Here is a 19,820-nt window from a genome sequence, read left to right on the forward strand (position 1 = left end):
CGATCAAGGGCCTATACTATATTTCCCACGGGATTGTCAGAGAGCCTTCAACATGATTCTGTTGAGCCGCCGTGCGAACTCGACCGGATTTTTCAGTTCAACCCCTTCGATAAGGATCGCCTGTTCATACAACAGCCGGCTTATATCCTCGATCACTTCCTTGTCCTTGATATCGCCCAGTTTTTTGATAATTTCATGTTCCGGATTGATTTCGAGTATCGGTTTGATATCCGACATTTTCCCCTGTCCCATCATTTTCATGATGTGCTGAAGCTGCATGGAAGGATCGTTCGAGTCGGCGACCACACAGGAAGGCGAATCACTCAGGCGCGCGCTTATGATGACATCCTTCACCTCGTCCGAAAGCACCTTTTTGATTTTCTTTACCAGCGGTTCGAGTTCCTTCTTCTTCTCCCTGTCTTCGTCCGTTTCGATTTCCTTTGTCGCATCGCTTCTGTTTACCGATTTGAACTCGACATCCTTGTATTTCCCGACCGCGGGAATGACGAGTTCGTCGACCTCGTCTTCCATGATCAGCACTTCGATGTCTTTTTTCTTGTATACTTCGAGAAGGGGGGATTCCTTCAGACTTTTACCCCCTTCGCCCGTGATATAATAAATGAACTTCTGATCAGGTTTCATCCGCGCCTTGTAATCGGAAAACGAGGTATAGCCGTCTTCCTTTGTCGATTGATAACGAAGGAGTTCCAGAATCGTATCCCTGTTTTCAAAATCCTCATACAGCCCTTCTTTCAGGGGTTTTCTGTATTCGCCGTAGAACTCTTTGTATTTGGTCTTGTCCGTGGAAAGCTTTCCTATTTCTCCCAGAATTTTCTTGACAGAGGCCGCGCGGATATTTACCATTATCCTGTTTTTCTGAAGAATTTCCCTGCTCACATTGAGGGGGAGGTCCTCCGAATCGATGACACCCCTTATAAAACGGAGATACGTGGGAAGCAGTTCCTTGTCGTCGTCCGTAATGAAAACCCGTTTGACATAGAGTTTGACACCGGGCTGGTAATCCGCCCGGAACATGTCGAACGGAGCTTTTTTGGGAATATAGAAGAGTGTCGTGTATTGAAGGGTCCCTTCCGCATGGGTATGGACATAGTGAAGCGGATCGTCGTAATCGTGGGAAATCGTCTTGTAAAACTCGATATAGTCCTTTTCTTCCAGCTCCGTTTTCGGTTTTTTCCAGATGGCCGACGCGGTATTGATCTGATCTTCTTTCTTCTTGCGGCTTTCCTCTTTCCCGTCCTTGTCGTATTTTATTTCTTCATAATGGAGATAGATGGGGAAGGGGATATGATTGGAATATTTCTTGATGACATTTTCGATCTGCCATCTGTTTGCGTATTCCTTCCCTTCGTCGTTCAAAAAAAGCGTGACGGTCGTTCCCGTTCCCGTGCGTTCCGCAGAATCAATCGTGTACTCGCCCTTGCCCTCACTCGACCACAGCCAGGCGTTATCGTCGCCGGCCTTTTTCGTCTTTACTTCGACCCTGTCGGCAACCATGAACGACGAATAAAACCCGACACCGAACTGTCCGATAAGACTCGAGTCTTTTTTCATGTCACCCGAGATTTTACCCAGGAAATCCCTGGTACCGGAACTTGCAATAGTGCCGAGGTTTTGAACAAGCTCCTCATTATTCATGCCGATTCCGCTGTCGGCGATTGTAATCGTTCCGGCCTTCTCGTCGAATTCGATGTCGATCCGGAACGTGAAGGGGATGTTCTTGAACGCCTCGTCCGTCAGGGTGAGATATTTCAATTTGTCCAGCGCATCGGAGGCATTCGATATGAGTTCCCGCAGAAACACTTCCTTATGGGAATAGAGAGAATGAATAATGAGATGGAGTAATTGATTTACTTCAGATTGAAATGAATGTTTTGACATTTTTCTCTCCTTTCTGAATCATTCAGTCAGTTTTTTCCGAATAACAATACAAAAAAAAGACTTTCGTATCAAGGGGGATTATTGAATCAGTACAACGGCAAATGCCTCGACCGCCTTCCCGTGTCCGACCTCCCCGCAGCCTTCTTTTGTTTTTCCCTTGATTGAAACCGCCTTGTGATCGACGAAAAGGTCCTGTGCAAGATTTTCACGCATCTGTCCGGTATATGTTGCGATTTTTGGCTTCTCGAGAACGACCGTACAATCGATATTAATTATTTTCACATTTTTTTCATCAAGCAGATTTTTTGTCTTCCGAAGGAGTATTCTGCTTGAAATCCCTTTATAATCGGGATCGCCCGGCGGGAAATGGGTTCCGATATCTCCTTCCGATAATGCGCCAAAAATCGCGTCGATGACCGCGTGTATAAGCACATCGCCATCGGAATGCCCGGATTCGCCATGGGTATGCGGTATGGTGACGCCGGCAAGGACAAGATTCCGTCCCTTTTTCAATCGGTGAATATCATATCCGAATCCGACTCTCATCGTTTTTATTCCTTTTTCCGGTAGTCCTGATATTCAAGATCATTCCGGTAGGTTATTTTTTTATTTTCGTGATTCCCCATGATCGTGGCGACGGGGCTGAAAAGAAGCATGTAAATCTGGGCATCGTCAAGTGCCGAATGGTCATGCTCCCGTGCGTAGTGGTGGGCTTTGAATAGTCTATTAAAGAGAAAACCCTGGGGTGTCTGGGCTCCCCGAATCGCATCCCTGTTTAAATTCTTTTGAATGAATCCCTTATCATCCACCTCCTTGGGGGCATCCGGTATTTCAACAACAGGGATACATGCCCCGTAAGCGATAGTCCCGTCGAAGACCTCCCGGATGAGGGATTCATTTATCCACGGACGGGCCCCGTCATGGATCAAGACATAGTGGGGACGTGCGGCTTTCAGGTGTTTGAGTCCGCTAAAAACAGATTCCTGTCTTGTTTCACCACCCCCGACAATCGCCACGGAAGAAACATCCAGAAAATCTTGCAGGAGACGCGTGGTTTTATCGATATCTTCAACGGGAACAGTAACGACGATTGTATTGAATAACCTGCTCGTAATAAATGGCAAGATGGCGCGGGCAAGAACAGGTTTGCCGGAAAGGGTTCTGTATTCTTTTTTTATCCCCCCCTTCATCCTGCTGCTTGAACCCGCCGCAGTTATGACGGCTCCAGCTTTGATGCGACAGCCTCCATTTTATTGAAAATTGTCTCTTCAACCTCTGCTTTTTCTTTTTTTAAGGAAAAGGAAATTTCGTCGATCAGGAGCCGGAGAGCGTTATCAAAGAGTTTTCTTTCGAGAATCGGCAGTTCCTTGATTTTACTTCTGTGGTACAGGGTTCGTACGACAATTGCTATATCCTCGACAGTACCGCTTTTTAGATGATCGAGATTCATCTGGTAGCGTATTTTCCAGTCGCTTGGTACAGGTTCGTATTTTTCCGAAATAATATTGAGGGCTTTTTGCGATTCATGTGGTCCGACAATCGACCGGATACCGAGTTCGTCTGCCCTGTCCACAGGTACCATGACGGTCATATCCGAAACATCGATGTAAATTACATAGTACAGAATTTTCTCTTCCTTAAAGGATTTCTCTTCGATTGATACTATCTTTCCCACTCCGTGAAGGGGGTAGACTATTTCCTGATGCATTTTGTATTTTAAATTGGAGCGATTTTTTGAACCGGGACTCATAACCCCAATATATCATATAATTGGGGAGTAGTCAAAGGGTTCCCTTTCATATATACTCACATTTTGTGACAAAAAAAAAATTTTCGATAAAAAAAATACTCAGTCTGCTCGGATTCCCTTCTCTGTTTCTCCTCATGTTTCTCATAATTTTCCTCAATTTTGATGCATTGAAATCCTTATTTATGAATACCGAATCATTAAAAAACTGGATCAAGAGTCGGGGTATCGCGGCTCCGATTATTTTTATCTGCGTGCAGATCCTGCAGGTTGTTGTTTTCATCATCCCTGGAGAATTCCCGCAGGTAGCGGGCGGCTACCTTTTCGGGACCGCTTTTGGAACATTGTATTCGATCATCGGGATTATGATCGGTTCTGCGATCAATTTTTATTTGTCGAAATTCCTCGGAATACCGTTTGTAAAGGCACTGTTCAAGGAGGAAAAATTCGAGCGGATACAGTCTCTTGCAACATCAAAACGGGCCCAGATAATCCTTTTTATATTATTCCTGATTCCCGGGCTGCCCAAGGATTTTTTTACCTATATTGCCGGCCTTTCCCCGATCGGTTTTTTATCGTTTCTCGTCATATCCGGTTCGGGAAGGCTTCCGGGAATTGTCGGGAGTACCCTTATCGGTGATGCCGCTTCGCAGAAAAACTGGCCGCTGGTTATTTCTGTTTCCGTAATCGCCGTGGTCCTTTTTTTTACCGGTTATTTTTTAAGGGAGAAAATCTACAGAACGGTCATGCTTCATTTTCACAAAGAAGAAGGTGCCGCCAAAGAATGACCGGGTTCATGCCCCCCATTTTCTCATCGACAAGCTTTATCCGTTATCCGTCGCAGTGCCATTCCCAAGGACAATTCCCGGATATATTTTATCTTCCTTGAAATTGATAAAATGAAACGGGTGAATGTCGAGCGGATTTGGATACCACCCCTCGATAAGATTGGAGTTGACGAGATTCAAGGCAGGGTAGTTTCGTAAAGGAAGGACGACGGCTTCATAAAGGAGAAGTTCTTCCGCTTTTGCAAGGATCTCATAGCGAGATGTCCCCTTTTCTTTGTATGAATCTTCGATGAGTGCATCGTATGCCGGATTCGTATACCGCGCTTCATTAAGATTACTGCCGCTTGTCCACATCTGGAGGAATGCGATAGGATCGGCAAAATCACCGATCCACGTCGTTGTCCCGATCGTATAATCTTCCTTGTAGAGTTCGTCAAAATAGATTGAACGTGGTACGACCTTTATCTTGACCTCCAGGCCGCATTCCTCTTTCCATGTCTCCGCCAGTATTCCGGCGATTTCGATCGATCCTTCGTCATCGGGTATTTTTATGGTAAGGGGAGGAAGACCGGCGCCGCCGGGGAAGCCCGCTTCTTCAAGAAGGGAAAGTCCTTCATCGCTGTTTTTTTCTTTTAGACCCTTTACCTCCGGATAATCGGTTATTTTCGGTACAAGGGTGTCTGTCGTAAAATAGACATCCTCACTCCTCAATTCATTCCAGGGAAGCAGGCGTGCGAGTCCCCGTCTCACCCTCGGATCGTTCCAGGGCGGCTGCCGGCTGACAAAGAACAGGTAACTTGTGGCAAACATCGGATTCAGGACTAAAAGCGATGTGTCATCGAGGAGTTCGGATTCCCAGTTGAGTGCCCAGTGTATCCGGTAATTATTGAACATGTCGGATATTTCTGTTTTATCGTCCATAAAAAGGACCCTGACGGTATCTATCTCGACGTGTTCGGAGAACCAGTGAAGGTTGTTTTTCCTGAGTATCATCTCATTGTCGTCACGATCGAAGAGAAAATAAGGACCGTTCGATATGATACTCTTGTCCTTTCCCCATCCTTCCCGACCGGCATACGTTTTGTGCAGCGGGATGAAACTCATATGGCAGAGAAGCTTTAAAAAATGACTGGCGGGCTTTTCGAGTTCAACCTCCAGCTTTGTATCTGAAAGTGCACGGATACCGATATCGGCGGCATCTCCGGTCTCGGACGCCCTGTAATCTTTTGCCCCCTTGATAATGTCAAAAAAAACGGAATATTCCGCTGTTGTTCCGGGTTCCATAAATCTTATCCATGAGTTCCGGACGTCTTCTGCGGTAACCGTGTCCCCGTTACTGAACACGGCGTATTCCCGAAGATAAAATGTATAGATGAGGCCGTCCTCCGATATTTCCCAGTTGATGGCAAGTGCGGGAATCGGTGCCAGTGTTACCGGATGGTATGCGACCAATCCTTCATACACGGCCGAATAGAATTGCGCTTCGGATGAGGTGTATGCATGAAGAGGATCGAAATCGATTTTAGCCGGGGACATTGCCATGACAAGTTCCCCGGTCTTGTTTTCCCCTTGTTCTTCATTTTCTGTATGTATGTCTTTTACCTGCACGGCTTTGCACGCCATAAAGAAAGTGATAATAAGGCAGATCAGAATTAAAAATAGGTTTTTATACATTGCTTGTCCTTGCTTAAAATGAATCATGAATATTACACATGAATATAATACGAAAAACCAAAAAAATCACCCGATTTACGGGTATTTTTCGACTCATTTTGTCCTTGCGTCTTTGTGGGAGTCATGGATTGTCAGAATATCATCGAGCGTATCAAGGAATATATCGACCAGGGCCGGATCGAAATGTTTCCCTCTCTCTTTTTTTATATAATCGAGAATATCTTTCAACGCCCACGCCTTTTTATACACCCTGTCGTTTCCAAGTGCATCAAAAACATCGGCAAGGCATGTTATCCTTCCGTAAATATGTATTTCCTCACCCTGTAATCCTGCCGGATATCCTTTTCCGTCATACCGTTCATGGTGTTGAAGTGCGATAATGGCGGCTGCCTTGAGTAGTTTTCGTTTGGACTGTTTCAGAATCTCGTATCCGATTGTCGTATGGGTCTTTATTATTTCGAACTCTTCCGGGGAGAGTTTTCCCGGTTTATTCAGGATGTTGTCATGAATCCCGACCTTTCCTATGTCATGCATGGGGGATGCCTGTTTGATGAGTTCTGCTTCCCCTTCGCTCAGCCCGTATTGGAGGGCCAGATGCCTGGAATATTCTGCGACACGGGTGACATGAAAACCGGTCTCCTTTGATCGTGTTTCAACGACCTCTCCGAGTGTCGTCAGTATTTCCTTTTGTGTTTCTTCGATTTCCTTTGTCAGACAGATGTTTTCATAAATACCCGAGATATTGGAGCTCAATATTTCCGTCAGGTATCTGTCGGATTGATTAAACGGGATTTTCGAGGTGAAATAGATGACGATTTCTTTGCCGGTGCTGCTTTGTAAAATATCGATATACCTGAATTCGTCAAAATAGAACCGCTTTTTGCTTTGGCTTGCCCTTCTGATGAATTCGGTAATCTCATCGGTTATAATGTCCCGTGGTTTACTATATTCCGAATTGTCGTACCCGCCGATAACGGCGACAACGTTATATCCGATGCCGTCCCTTTCTGCAATAAAACCCGATATGTTATCGTCGAATATACCGTCGTTGAGTTTGAATAACGATTGCAGGTTGATAAGGGTGTCTTTTGAAAAATCATGAAGGGATTGCGGTTCATACAATTTTGTGGAAGCCTCGATAATTTTCTCGAGTCCCCGGCGATTATTATCGATAGTGACAAGATTTTCAAAGGATCTGAGCGACGCGATCACGGTGGAGAATAGCTTCTGCGACGTCAGTTCCGTTTTTTCTTTATAATCATTGATATCATAATCAACGATCACCTTTTTTTCCGGCGCTTCGCCCGGCTGTCCGGTTCGGATGACAATCCGCACAAAATTGTTTTTTAATTCTTCCCTGATATATTTGATAATCTTGAGTCCCGAATCATCCCGTTCCATCACCACGTCGAGGAGGATGAGGGCCGTATCCGGATGTTCATTCATGAGTCTGATTGTATCGGAGACCGAGTAGGCATGCAGAAAAGTAAGACCCGTGCCTTTGTATTCGACATCGCCAAGAACCATTTTAGTGACATCATGAACTTCCTCTTCATCATCGACGATCATGATTTTCCATTTTGGCGGAATGTTCGTTTTTTTTATATCGGACGTATCTTCATCTGCAAAATGGAGTATATCACTCATTTCAACAGGTTCTGTTCCCGAAATATCATTCATTTCTGTTACTATCCTTGCTCTTCTCTATACCGTCATCCTCGAATATTCATATCTCTATTGATTTTTTCTGAAAAGTTCGCTTTCAATACCTTTTATTTTCTGACGGAGAATACTATAAAACATATATTATCCCCCCTTATTAATATAAGAGAAAAGTGGAGAGAGGTAAATACTTTTTTTTTGATAATCGGGTTGTAGGAGGGGGAAAAGAGTCCGGAATATACACCGGCGTGTTGATGGGCTTGAAAAATGCTATTGGAGTGTTTTTTTTATCTGTAATATTTCTTCAAGGTTTTCAAAGAAGATATCCACAAGCTTCGGATCGAATATTTTCCCCCTTTGTTCCTTTATATAGTCCAGAATTTTCTCAAGCGGCCATGCTTTTTTGTAGACGCTGTCGCTTCCAAGGGCGTCAAAGATATCGGCGAGGCAGGTGATTCTTCCGAAAATGTGAATTTTTTCTCCTGAAAGTCCATGAGGATATCCGGTGCCGTCAAAGCGTTCATGATGTTGAAGGGCGATTATTGCCGCCGTTTTAAGGAGTTTTCTCTCCGATCGCTTGAATATATCATATCCGATTGTCGTATGTTTTTTTACAGATAAAAACTCCTGGTCGCTCAGTTTGGACGGTTTGTGCAGTATCGAATCGAGTATTCCAACTTTGCCGACATCGTGCATGGGTGACGCCTCCTTGATAAGTTCCGCTGCTTCTTTGCTTAATCCGTATCGTAGTGCGAGCAGTTTCGAATACTCTGCAACCCGCCGGACGTGGTTGATTGTCTCAAGGGACCTGCTTTCAACCACTTCACCGAGAGTGAAGAGGATTTCTTTCTGTGTATCTTCTATTTCTCTGGTCAAACATATATTGTCATAGATACTTGAGATGGTTGTACCGAGAATTTCGATAAGATATCTGTCAGACTGCTTAAAATGCTTTTGCCCTTCGAGATAGATAATATTTTCGGATCCGGCCCTGCTTTTAAAATAACCGATATAGCGGTTGTTTTCAAAGTAATAACTGGTTCCCGATATTATGATATTGTCGATAAGTGATAATGTTTCTTCACTCATGATACTTTTCGCGTTTTTGTTTGCTTGTTCCTTGTATTTGCCGATACCGCATTTGATAATGTAGCTGTCATCGGTATGTTCGATGACAAAGCCGCATATATTTTCCAGATCGCTCTCTTTATCATGAGCGAGAATCCGTTTTAACTCCTCCAGCACCTCGTATGCGAATTTATCCGCTGATTGCAGGTCCAGCAGGCGTGCTGAAGCTTCGATAATTTTCTCGAGTCCCTTCCGATTGATATCGATCGTGAGCAGACTTTCGTAAGCCCGCAGGGATGCAATGATTGTGGAGAAGAGTTTCTGCGAAGTAAGCTCGGTTTTTTCACGGTAGTCGTTTATATCATATTCGACAATGACCTGTTTTTCAGGTGCCTCCCCGGGCTGACCCGTGCGGATCACGATGCGGACAAGTTTATTATACAGTGTATCCCGTATATATTTAATGACACCCAATCCCGCATCATCCTCTTCCATGACAACATCGAGCAGGATTATCGCCGTATCCGGATTTTTATCGATGAGTTTGATTGCTTCGGAAGCGGTATAGGCATGAATGAACTTCAGTCCCTTCCCCTTATAGGTGACGTCTTTTAATACCATTTTTGTCACATTATGAACTTCTTCCTCGTCATCGACAATCATTATTTTCCAGGGTGATTTGCCTAAACGTTTGACGTTTTCCTTTTTTTCTTCGGCAAAGACGAAATTATCGAGTTTAGGGGTTTTATTTTTCTTTTTTTCTTCCATGAATGACTCCTCAACCGGCTGAGTTTTCCGGCAACATCAAGGCAGTTTGCTTTTCCTCTTCCGGTATGTTAAAACAACCGTTTTTCCATTCAGCGCGACAATATTTTATAAAAATAAGCCGCTTTTCCCTGATGACATGTCTCCCTGAATAAACCGGGGCAGAAAGCCGTATACTCGTTACTCATAATTATGATATGCTTTGTATTTATTGTCAAATTTACCGAAACCGGTATTTTTTATTTAATACGAATATGATAATTTTAAAGGATATCTCTCCGGGATTATAGAGAGGAATCCTTTTTAAAGGATTCTTTGGGGTCCGAATTTTCCGCCTACTGTGGCCATTCAGAGTCGATTATTTTCATAAAAAGGAATGAATCGGATATACTGAAAACAGTCCGTTGTACCCGGAACGAAGAATTATTCGTCGTGTGTTATCTTGTTTTTTCTTGCCTCATGTTCCTTATAGAGTTTCGGATAATACTTTTTTGCACATTCGGGACAGATGCTGTGGCTGAAGTCCGCATCGGAATGTTCTCTCACATATACTTCTATCTGATTCCAGTATCCCTTGTCGTCCCTTATTTTTTTGCAGAAACTGCAAATAGGCAAGAGACCCTTCAAGGTTTTGATTTTTTCAAGGGCCTCCTGAAGCTGCTTGATGAGTTTTTCCCGTTCAATCTCGAGTTTTTTTCTTTCTATTGCATACCTCATGGCACGGATAAGCGTATTAGGATCGACCTGGCCTTTTACCAGGTAATCCTGGGCGCCTTTTCGTACCGCATCCAGGGCGAAGGTTTCATCATTAAGGCCCGTCATGACGATAATGGGAAGATCGGGAACGGCATCATGGATTTTCTTAAAGGTTTCGAAACCGTCACTGTCGGGAAGACCGAGGTCGAGGAGGACGAGTTCGAATTCACCGCTTTTCAGGTATGTCAACCCGCTTGAAATACGATCCGCCCAGACAAGTTCAAAGGCGGTGCTGTCCACTTCTTTTAGCATTTCTTCGAGAAGGCGCGCATCTCCCTTGTTGTCTTCTATGAGTAATACCTTGTTCAATTCATCAAAATCATTCATCGTACGGGTTACCTATATGTATAATATATACTATTTACATTAAAAATACTACTTATGAGGTAGTTTCACTATATTGAGCCAGAAATCTTCTATACCCCTCACGACTTTGAGAAATTTGTCAAAATCCACCGGTTTTGTGACATATGCATTTGCGTGATAGGTGTATGTTTTCAAAATATCCTCTTCGTCTTTCGAAGTTGTGAGGATGACGACGGGAATATGCTTGAGGTTGTTGTCGTTTTTGATCTCCGTAAGCACTTCTATGCCTGTTTTTTTGGGCAGATTGAGATCCAGCAGGACGATATCGGGACAGGGTGAATGGGCGTATTTGTCCTCCCGGCGGAGAAAAGACATGGCCTCGACCCCATCCTTGACGACTGAAATATTATTGAGTACCTTACTCTCTTTGAGTGCTTCAAGCGTAAGGCGGACGTCTCCGGGATTATCTTCGACGAGCAGGATTTCGATAGGTGTATCGCTTTTTTCTGGGTACATTCGGTTTTTTCTCCTCATTGTGGTATTGTAAAATAAAAGGTGGAACCCTGATTCGGTTGAGACTCCACCCATATATGTCCTCCATGACGTTCGACTATCCGTTGACAGATAGTGAGTCCTATTCCCGAACCGGGATATTCGCCGCGGCCATGGAGCCGTTTGAACATAATGAAAATTTTATCCTTGAATTCCGGTTCTATCCCGATTCCGTTATCCCGGACTGAGAAAATCCAGTTTGTTTTATTTTTTTTACATCCGATGTGGATTTCCGGGGGATTGTCACCATGGAATTTAATCGCATTGCTGAGCAGGTTCTGAAAAACCTGCGTTAGCTGCGATGAATCGACATATATCACGGGCAGGGGATCCCACGTCACCGATGCCTTGTTTTCCTCAATCATTGCCTGAAGATTGGAAACAGCCTGCTTTATAATCGCATCTCCTGCAATGTTTTCAAAGCTTTTTCCCTTTGTGCTTACACGCGAGAAAAGCAACAGGTCATTGATCATGTGCTGCATTCTTTTTGCGCCATCTACCACAAATTCGATAAACTCGTTCGCATTCTGATCGAGTTTGTCTTTGTACCGCCGTTCAAGTAAACCGACATACCCCGCGATCATGCGTAGCGGCTCCTGCAGGTCATGCGAGGCAATATAAGCGAACGATTGAAGATCTTCGTTTGACCGTATGAGGGCGGATTCCGCCTTTTTCCGTTCCCCTATCTCCTGGATCAGCTTTTCGTTTGCAATCGTCAAATCCCTCGTTCGTTCTTTTACCTGTTCTTCGAGGCAATGGGCCTGATCCTGTACCTGCTTGAGAAGAAGGCCCCCCCGGAGCGAACTGCTTAATTTAACGCGAAGCAGTTCATACACCGCACCGTCCTTTGGTCCCATCTCGAAAAGGCCGTACCCGATATGGTGTTGTCCGTAGTAAAATGATTCTACCATATAAATATATCGTTTGTTTTTCGGCAGATGGTTTCCGGGGATGAAAATCCTGGAAGGGTAAATTGTGCCGCCGGCGTCCAGTGTTATCAGGCCGTTTTCGTTATACGCAAGGATAAGCCTGGATGATTCGCCCGGAATAATAGCGTCATTATAGAGGATGATAAACGCCGATTCAATCCCGATTTTCGGCAGGTTATCGAAAACGACCTCAAGGAGTTGTTCGATACCTATTTTAGTATTGAGTTCTTCGGATAGATTTCTCATGCTGAGGTTTTCCACCTCAAGATTGAGCCGGCGGAGGGTTTCGACCCTCTGTGTTATATCCCCTATCATGATCCTGGCTTGATGCCATAAATCTTCCGCTTTTGAAAGCAGCCTGTTGTTTGATAGGCAGGGGACTGTATGGCAGCGAAGGGTGGAAATGACCCGCTGCCATGCACTGATATTGGTATTACCGTCCATGGAACGATAAATGATACTGTTGAGTGTTTTAAGGAACTTTCCTTCTTTTTGCTTGATGAGTTCAGAATAGAATGAATTGAGGAGCCGGTATGTCCATCCGGTGTCAAAATGTTCTTCCTTATTTGTGAGAAAGGTGTCGACGACGGCTTCGATTCTTGTCGCAATTTCATCTTTGTGGACGATAAAAGCGTCTTCAAAATTGTTTTCGATAATATGTATTTCTCCGACGGCGGCATTGAGAACGCGCTCGGGAAGGCACCCGCATGATTCCCTGATTTTTATCTCCGTATCGAGAAATATTTTCTCCGGAACCTCTTCCCCCTCTATCTTCGCGAGAAGGATCTCCATCGCCCTTCGTCCCTGCTCGTAAAGCGGTTGAGTGACGGTCGTAAGGGGGGGTGAGTAATATCGGCCTTCTTCGATATCGTCAAAGCCGACGACCGCCACCTTGCCCGGAACATAAATTTTCCTGTTTTGCAGTTCGATAAGCGCCCCGAGGGCCATCACATCATTTGCCGCAAAAACGACATCGAACTCGACCTTCCGTTCATCGATGAGTGTTTTTATTGCGTTGATCCCGGAAAGCATGATGAACTCGCCGTGAACGACGAGATCGGGATCGAACGGTATACCGTGTTGTTCAAGCTGTTCCTTATAGAGGGTATATCGCTGTATCGCTTCCGGATTCATTTTCGGACCGGTAATGAACGCTATTTTTTCATAATGATGCGTTTCTATCAGATGGTTGAGTATCAGGCGCATCCCCATCTCCTGATTGACCAGAACCGATGGGATTCCCTCTATGGGAAGGGCGATACTGACAATCGGTATATGCTTGAAGCTGTGGCAAAAATCGACTATTTCTTCATAACTGATAAAATGGCCGATAGAAGCGGACATGACAATGATCCCGTCGATATTGTCTTCATTAATGAGATCATAGAGAACGTTTCTTTGGGCTTCGTAGGCATTGGTCGAGCGGAGCGCCCCGCCGACAAAACAAAAAAGGTTTGCATCATACGCTTCTGCGGCGTCAATGACACCTTCCCGCAGATTTGTCTGGTAATCCTGTTCTGACCAGTCGGTGAGAAACCCTATTGTCGGACGGACCTTTTTTTTCTTCAACCGGATAGCTCCTTGGGAATCTAAGTGCACTCATTAACAGAAGGGAGATTGTTTTGGTTTATCTGTTAATATTAAAAATATATTTAAACAAATTTATCCAGTATGGCGTTTGAACGATGATACTATAGGAGTTCGTTATGAAAAAGTCAAGAGTCCATGTATAATTTTGAAAAAATCTTTCTTGCCGTTCCATAGTTATCCGATGTCATCCGATAACGCGTTGTTGCCGGATGAGGCAAACATCGTCGATGAAGCGTGATAGAGCCGTTTTCCGGCAAACCGCCGTCGCCGTTTCCACCTGAAACGGATATCATCATTGACTATCCTCGCGCAATGGTATATCCTGAAGCCTAATGATCGCCCGGGTGGCTTAAAGGATCGCTACACACGCCATCACTATAAAAAAGACAGGGAGAGACATCATGGAAGATTACATGAAATCAATCGGAGACGGTCTATATAATTTTCAGGCTGCGCTTCATGAAAGCGGATTGAGTTTTGAGGAGTTTATCAAACAGAATTACTGCGAGAAATGGGTATCCGATACGCTGTACCACGCGACGGCCGTTCGCACGACAATGGTCAACGCGATAACACAGTTTATGGTACGGGAAGGTCTCCTGAATCTGGAGAAGGTGATGTTGAGTATTATTACCGATCCCCTTGCCCATGATATCGAACATACGCCGTCAATAAAATACAAGGGGTACACGTATGTCACCACACATAGCATGATTTACAGTAAATTCATGGCCTGCAGCAATCCGAAAATCAAAGGGATATACGTCGATTCACCGAATATCCGGCTGGAACTCGAAAGCCCCTATAACTTTCAGCGGGGCAGGTACCTCATCGATTTTTCTCAAATCGACGTCGAATTACGCCGGAACCGCGGGATTACCCTCGAAGATTATTATCATAATGTGAAGAAGGTAAAGGAAATACTCAGGGAGGACATGGAACTGATAAAGAACTTTTTCGAGCGAATGATCGTCGCGATGACGGAAGAAGTGAACAAACACAACAGTGACGATCTGGAAAAACTTGGTGTCGTGCTTGAAGTTCCGAGTGTTCCCTTTCCCACCTTCCATAAGGATGATTGCACAAAAAAATTCGGGAAAAGGCTTTTTGAGGAAAAAGCCGGGGAAGAAACGGACTCGCAATTCTTCTGGATTACCGGTCTTTACAGGGAAAACTATGATCTCGTTTATCCTTTTCTCACCTCCGATGGAACCAAGAGAAAGATAGCCGATATTCCCTCTTCAGATGTCTACAATTATGATATCCTGGCGAAAAGCATCGTCTCGGAAACGGGCAAGGCGACCGCGGCAAAAGAAATACTTTCGGGCGCATTGAGGGAGTGGCTTTATGAACCGATTGTCGAAAGAATCATCGATAATAAAGTATTAACGGCCAGGCCGGTTTTCAGCGACGGAGAAATAGAGAATCTGAACGAGTTGGGCGGCTATGGTCCCTTTCTCTATTTCGTATGGTTGAAAAACGACGAAGGAAAACAGTATTTTCCCGAAACAATGGGGGGTGGTATCGGTATTGAAAGGAGTGTGTACGCAATGCTGCGGGGTGATAAAGTCAAAAAGATCGATGATGTCACCTTTTTCGGAAAGAATCCGGATTCACATCCCATCTATCTTTTTTAATACCGATGGGAAATCAGGAAACAGGCGTCCGTCCCCCGGGAGCCGTTTCGATTTGGTTTTTTCGGGTCTTTGAATCGAATGCCGGCCGGTTGTGAATAAATCGGTCTTTTATCAATGAATACGCATAAAGCGGAGAACATCGTCACACGAAGGCGGGTGCATGACGCCGGGAAACGATGTGCAGATCACGGCGGCAACCGCTGCCGCGAACCGGATCATGTGACGGTCCGGCATGTTCTCAAGAAGTCCGAAGACAATTCCGGCCCTGAAGGCATCACCCGCCCCGCATGTGTCATGTGGGGTGATGTCATACGGTTTTACGTTCTTGATGCCGGTGCCGGTCCGGCAGTAGAGGATGTCGTCGTTTCCCGAAGTGACAATAACCAGTCCCGTGCATTCCCGAATATAATGTTTTAGCACTTCCCGCGGGCCGGTCTTCCGGTACTCCCTTTCAAGAAACTCCCGTGAAAGAATAGTGACGGCGGCGTTGGAGGCGACCGGGCTGTCATGGCGGCAATCGATGGTGACATATCGTTTATCGCTTTCCATGCATAGTCGGGAAGCGGTCTCCGATTCATCGCCGAAAAAGGGATCGATTGTGACCGCATCCGCTTTCTCGATGTCGGACCGTAGGGGTGTATTCCACTGTTTTTCGGTAAAAAGCAGCCTGATATACGATCCGAAAACGGTTCGCGTTGCCCCGTCAGAAAAAACAATCTCTTCGACACCGTCGTAACCGTCTTTGACGCTTATACGCGTGCAATCGATCCCGTAATGTGAAAGCATGCCGATGATGTCGGACCGGTATGCGGAGCCGACCCAGTTCCCGTCGATTTTCGTTTTTACGCCGAGTCCTGAAAGAACGATTGCCGAATTCGCGGCCTCGCCGCCGAGCATGCCGTATTTGCCGCTGATTTCCGCGTACCCGTCCGGCTTCGGGAACCGGAATCGTTCGTCGATCATATAAAGGGTGCTTCGCCCGATCATGCCGTAAAGAAAAACATTGTAAGGCGTATTCAATCTCGTGTTTCCCCCGTCTTTGTTAAACCATACTTTTTTCGCGCATTCGGTATTATGATTGTACAGATTCTTTTCATTCGTGTCATTGGAGAAATCAGCGTTTTCCCGTATCCCGTCGCTTGTCTTTTCCTGTATTTTGGATTTATAATAATGAGCGGAGTTGTCTATGAACGACGGGACTGTCTGTAAAACCCGCTATCCGATTCTTATGGTTCACGGCATTGCATACCGTGACGACCTGCCGCTTCTGAAATACTGGGGACGGATACCTGGTTTATTGAGACGGTCGGGGGCGGAAGTTTTTTTCGGCAACAGTGAAAGCTGGGGTTCATATGAAAAAAACGCGGAATTGTTGTGCGGGCGGATCGGGGATATCGTCGGGAAAACAAAATGCGACAGGGTCAATATCATCGCCCATTCAAAGGGAGGTATCGATTCACGGTTCATGATTACCGTCCTGGATACGAGGAGGCAGGTCGCCAGTTTGACGACGATTTCCACACCCCACAGGGGATCGTATATCGCCGATGTCATTGTCAATAAATTGCTGAACGACAAGAAAATATACGGTAAGCTCCTCGATCTTTACGGCCGGATTATCGGTGACAAAGATCCTGAAGGCGGTAAAGTCGTCAGGCAGTTGACGACGGCTCATATGAAGGGCTTCAATGAAGCGGTGCCGGACAGCAAGGATGTCTATTATGCAAGCTACGGTTCGGATCTGAAAAAGGGTTTGAATGATCCGCTTTTTTATTTCTCCTACAATATCCTCTATGAAAAAGAAGGCGTCAATGACGGACTTGTCTCGGTCACCTCGAGCCGATGGGGCGAATATAAAGGGACCTTTACAGGGAAAAAAAGGAAGGGCATCTCCCATCTCGATATTATCGATTTTAAACGAATAAAGACGGGTGGTATTGACATTCCGTCGCTTTACAGGGAGATTGTAAAGGATTTGAAAGAAAAAGGATATTGACATATGGCGGTGGCATGAACCGGCGGTTCGGCCGGGAAGGGGAGGCAGTATGGATAAGGTTTTTATCAGGGAAATGTGTGCAGGCGATATTGAGGGTGTCCACCGGTTGATGGAACAACTTGATTCGATATTCGATTCACACCATGATATTTCGTTCGATACGATAAAGCGGACGTTCGCGGAAATGGAAGAAAAAAATGATATATACGTCAATTATATCGCGGAAGTCGATAATGCAATTATGGGATTTATTTCGGCAGTCGTATATAAAACCTTCTTTCATAAATCGGGTACATTATTGATCAATGAACTGGTTATCGATCGCGAAAGCAGAGGGAAAGGGATCGGTGAAAAACTGCTGCAGACTGTCATCGGAATCGCCCGCGACAGGGGCCTGAATGAAGTCGAGGTTTCGACATCGTTCGACAACAAACGGGCGATCGTTTTTTACAGGAAACACGGCCTGATCGATGAAAGCATCGTCTGCGGCATGGAGTTGAATAAATAGAGGCGTCGGCGAAACCATATCGTTTTTTGATGCCTCAAAAAACCGGATCGGAGGTGTATCATTATGCATGCCCATGAAAAACCTAAATTCGCCTACACGGTAAGGCTTGATTACGAACTCGATAAAATCCGCAAATGGAAAGAAAAAGACGACAGAAAGATACCGCAAAAGACGGATCGCAATATTATCATCGCTTCATGGAACCTCACCAACTTCGGGGTTCAAAAAAGAAAGGACGAGCACCTTGTCATCATGGCGGAGATCCTGCGTTCGTTTGACGTCGTCGCGGTTCAGGAAGTCGCCGAAAACCTGGAAGACCTCGAAAAGCTGCGGGCGGCACTGGGTGATACCTGGGAAGCGATATTTACCGATCCGGGGGGAAACAACGAACGGCTGGCATATCTGCTCGATCGCGGCCGTCTCGGTCTCACCGGGCTCAATGGCGAACTCGATATGCGTGTTCATGAGGAGAGAAAGGTCGTCATCGAGGATATCGAGGAAACGTTTACCGGGTTCAACCGCAGCCCGTACATGATCGGGTTGCTGGCGGGGGATTTCGAGTTTAATCTCGTCAATGTACATTTGTACTGGTCGTCGTTCGGGCTGCGGCAACTCGAGACCAAAGCGTTGAGTGAGTGGGCGAAAAAGAGAAAAAACAAGGATTATCCGCCGAACGACGATATCATTCTCATCGGCGATTTCAATCTTCCATATATAACCGATGACGACGAAATATATAAAATACTGAAAAAAAACGGCTTGCACCTTCCGAAACACAATACGAACCTCGTGGGAACAAACCTGTCGGGAGAGAATGATTATGACGAGATCGCCTTTTTTTCGGGAAATACGAACCGCGATTTTACGGGCAACATGGGTGTCTTCGATTTCGACAATGCCGTGTTCGACGATTTGTGGGATAAAAGCGACAGGGAACAGCAAAAAAGATTTTTCCAGTATATCCGGTATTACGTTTCGGACCACAGGCCGATCTGGGCTGAATTCAAGCGGTAAATCCCTTTGAAATCGGGATATAAAACGATTATAATGATGAATATCATATGCAGAAGATGATTACCGTACTCTTATTACTGATATCCGCGTACACGACAATCTCCGGGCAGGCCCCCGAAGCGGAGGAGTATTGTCTTTTCAATAGTGAAAAAGGGTATTGCGAATATGATGTCAGGCTGATTCTCGGGGAGGATTATATCGTTATTCCGGATTACAATCGCTCCACGTATGAATTGACGGGAACAAGGAGATATCCCTGCAGGATTGTCACGGAGGACAGCATTCCCTTTCTCCTTTACGGCGAACACATGAAAGACGGATTTGTCGTTCTCCGGAATCACGGCTATATTCTCCTCTACGAAAAGGACGGACGGCTTTTTTTTGAAGGGGCGGATCCTGAAACTCCCGAAGAAACCTTTGATATGGTCGGGGCCGATTATTCGGCAACCTCATTTCTGGAAGAGGCGGTCGGCGGGCGTCATGTCAGCTATATCCCTGAAAATTGCGGTATATACGGATTTCTTGAACAACCATGGGTAAATGCGGGAAACAGGTATGGTACCGGAGAAAAATTAACCGTCATTTTCGAAAAACCTGTCTACCGGCTCTGTTTTTCAAACGGTTACGTTTCCGGGCTCAAACCGGACCTTTACGCGGCCAATTCACGGGTGAAAAAGATCTCGATTGAGGATCTCGAAACACATGAACGGAAGGCATTCGATATCGAGGATACGCCGGATATCCGGATGATCAGACTGCCGCGCGTCACAACCTCCCTGGCGATAACGATCCTTGAAGTATATGAAGGAACGAGGTATAAAGATACCTGTATCAATTTTGTCCTGGGTGAGCGATATGAAGCCCCGTACCTCGGACCCCAGGGATGTGATGTGACAACAGGGGAGGAATGAGGGGCGGGATCAAAACCC

At 45.4% G+C, this 19,820-nt stretch carries 17 protein-coding genes; 6 read left to right on the forward strand and 11 right to left on the reverse strand.

Translation table 11 applies throughout. From position 1 onward, the window contains the following. Positions 1-36 precede the first annotated feature (36 nt). From htpG to JW881_11245, 4 genes are all read right to left on the reverse strand, one after another. Positions 37-1,899 (reverse strand): molecular chaperone HtpG, encoded by a 1,863-nt coding sequence (gene htpG / locus JW881_11230; GenBank protein MBN1698076.1) that lies wholly within the window; start codon positions 1,897-1,899, stop codon positions 37-39. Positions 1,900-1,977: 78 nt separating this feature from the next. Next, positions 1,978-2,445: a 2-C-methyl-D-erythritol 2,4-cyclodiphosphate synthase gene (locus JW881_11235; protein MBN1698077.1), complete on the reverse strand. Its 468-nt coding sequence runs from the start codon at positions 2,443-2,445 to the stop codon at positions 1,978-1,980. Positions 2,446-2,450: 5 nt separating this feature from the next. Beyond that, on the reverse strand, positions 2,451-3,089 hold the full coding sequence (locus JW881_11240) for a 2-C-methyl-D-erythritol 4-phosphate cytidylyltransferase (protein ID MBN1698078.1): 639 nt from the start codon (positions 3,087-3,089) through the stop codon (positions 2,451-2,453). A 23-nt stretch (positions 3,090-3,112) separates the two neighbouring features. Next, a complete protein-coding gene (locus JW881_11245; GenBank protein ID MBN1698079.1) occupies positions 3,113-3,649 on the reverse strand; it encodes a CarD family transcriptional regulator in 537 nt (178 codons plus the stop codon). A 182-nt stretch (positions 3,650-3,831) separates the two neighbouring features. Here JW881_11245 and JW881_11250 point away from each other — a divergent pair, with 182 nt between their 5' ends. After that, positions 3,832-4,434: a TVP38/TMEM64 family protein gene (locus JW881_11250; protein MBN1698080.1), complete on the forward strand. Its 603-nt coding sequence runs from the start codon at positions 3,832-3,834 to the stop codon at positions 4,432-4,434. 36 nt (positions 4,435-4,470) lie between these two features. Here the strand turns inward: JW881_11250 and JW881_11255 are convergent, their stop codons facing one another. The 6 genes from JW881_11255 to JW881_11280 form a co-directional block, all read right to left on the reverse strand. Beyond that, positions 4,471-6,108 carry a peptide ABC transporter substrate-binding protein gene (locus JW881_11255; GenBank protein MBN1698081.1) on the reverse strand — a complete coding sequence of 546 codons (1,638 nt, stop codon included), beginning with the start codon at positions 6,106-6,108 and terminating at the stop codon, positions 4,471-4,473. A gap of 93 nt (positions 6,109-6,201) precedes the next feature. Further along, a complete protein-coding gene (locus JW881_11260) occupies positions 6,202-7,509 on the reverse strand; it encodes a DUF3369 domain-containing protein (GenBank protein MBN1698082.1) in 1,308 nt (435 codons plus the stop codon). A gap of 531 nt (positions 7,510-8,040) precedes the next feature. Further along, positions 8,041-9,606, reverse strand: a complete 1,566-nt coding sequence (locus JW881_11265; protein ID MBN1698083.1) for a DUF3369 domain-containing protein — start codon at positions 9,604-9,606, stop codon at positions 8,041-8,043. Between the two features lie 420 nt (positions 9,607-10,026). Continuing rightward, complete coding sequence (locus JW881_11270; protein MBN1698084.1) at positions 10,027-10,686, reverse strand: response regulator; 660 nt, start codon at positions 10,684-10,686, stop codon at positions 10,027-10,029. 48 nt (positions 10,687-10,734) lie between these two features. Further along, a complete protein-coding gene (locus tag JW881_11275; protein MBN1698085.1) occupies positions 10,735-11,181 on the reverse strand; it encodes a response regulator in 447 nt (148 codons plus the stop codon). 14 nt (positions 11,182-11,195) lie between these two features. Continuing rightward, a complete protein-coding gene (locus JW881_11280) occupies positions 11,196-13,715 on the reverse strand; it encodes a substrate-binding domain-containing protein (protein MBN1698086.1) in 2,520 nt (839 codons plus the stop codon). Between the two features lie 422 nt (positions 13,716-14,137). Between JW881_11280 and JW881_11285 the strand changes: the two genes are divergently transcribed. Continuing rightward, complete coding sequence (locus JW881_11285; GenBank protein ID MBN1698087.1) at positions 14,138-15,373, forward strand: hypothetical protein; 1,236 nt, start codon at positions 14,138-14,140, stop codon at positions 15,371-15,373. 111 nt (positions 15,374-15,484) lie between these two features. Here JW881_11285 and JW881_11290 read toward each other — a convergent pair whose 3' ends face one another. Then, positions 15,485-16,393, reverse strand: coding sequence for a hypothetical protein (locus JW881_11290; GenBank protein MBN1698088.1), 909 nt, complete (start codon positions 16,391-16,393; stop codon positions 15,485-15,487). Between the two features lie 166 nt (positions 16,394-16,559). On the opposite strand from JW881_11290, the gene JW881_11295 reads away from it, so the two are divergent. From JW881_11295 to JW881_11310, 4 genes are all read left to right on the forward strand, one after another. Beyond that, entirely contained in the window at positions 16,560-17,369 is an 810-nt protein-coding gene (locus tag JW881_11295) for a hypothetical protein (protein MBN1698089.1), read from the forward strand. A 49-nt stretch (positions 17,370-17,418) separates the two neighbouring features. Further along, a complete protein-coding gene (locus tag JW881_11300) occupies positions 17,419-17,877 on the forward strand; it encodes a GNAT family N-acetyltransferase (protein MBN1698090.1) in 459 nt (152 codons plus the stop codon). A gap of 63 nt (positions 17,878-17,940) precedes the next feature. Next, on the forward strand, positions 17,941-18,891 hold the full coding sequence (locus tag JW881_11305; GenBank protein MBN1698091.1) for an endonuclease/exonuclease/phosphatase family protein: 951 nt from the start codon (positions 17,941-17,943) through the stop codon (positions 18,889-18,891). Positions 18,892-18,938: 47 nt separating this feature from the next. Next, on the forward strand, positions 18,939-19,802 hold the full coding sequence (locus JW881_11310) for a hypothetical protein (protein MBN1698092.1): 864 nt from the start codon (positions 18,939-18,941) through the stop codon (positions 19,800-19,802). Positions 19,803-19,820: the final 18 nt, after the last annotated feature.

The organism is Spirochaetales bacterium (genome assembly GCA_016930085.1).
Lineage (GTDB): Bacteria > Spirochaetota > Spirochaetia > SZUA-6 > JAFGRV01 > JAFGHO01.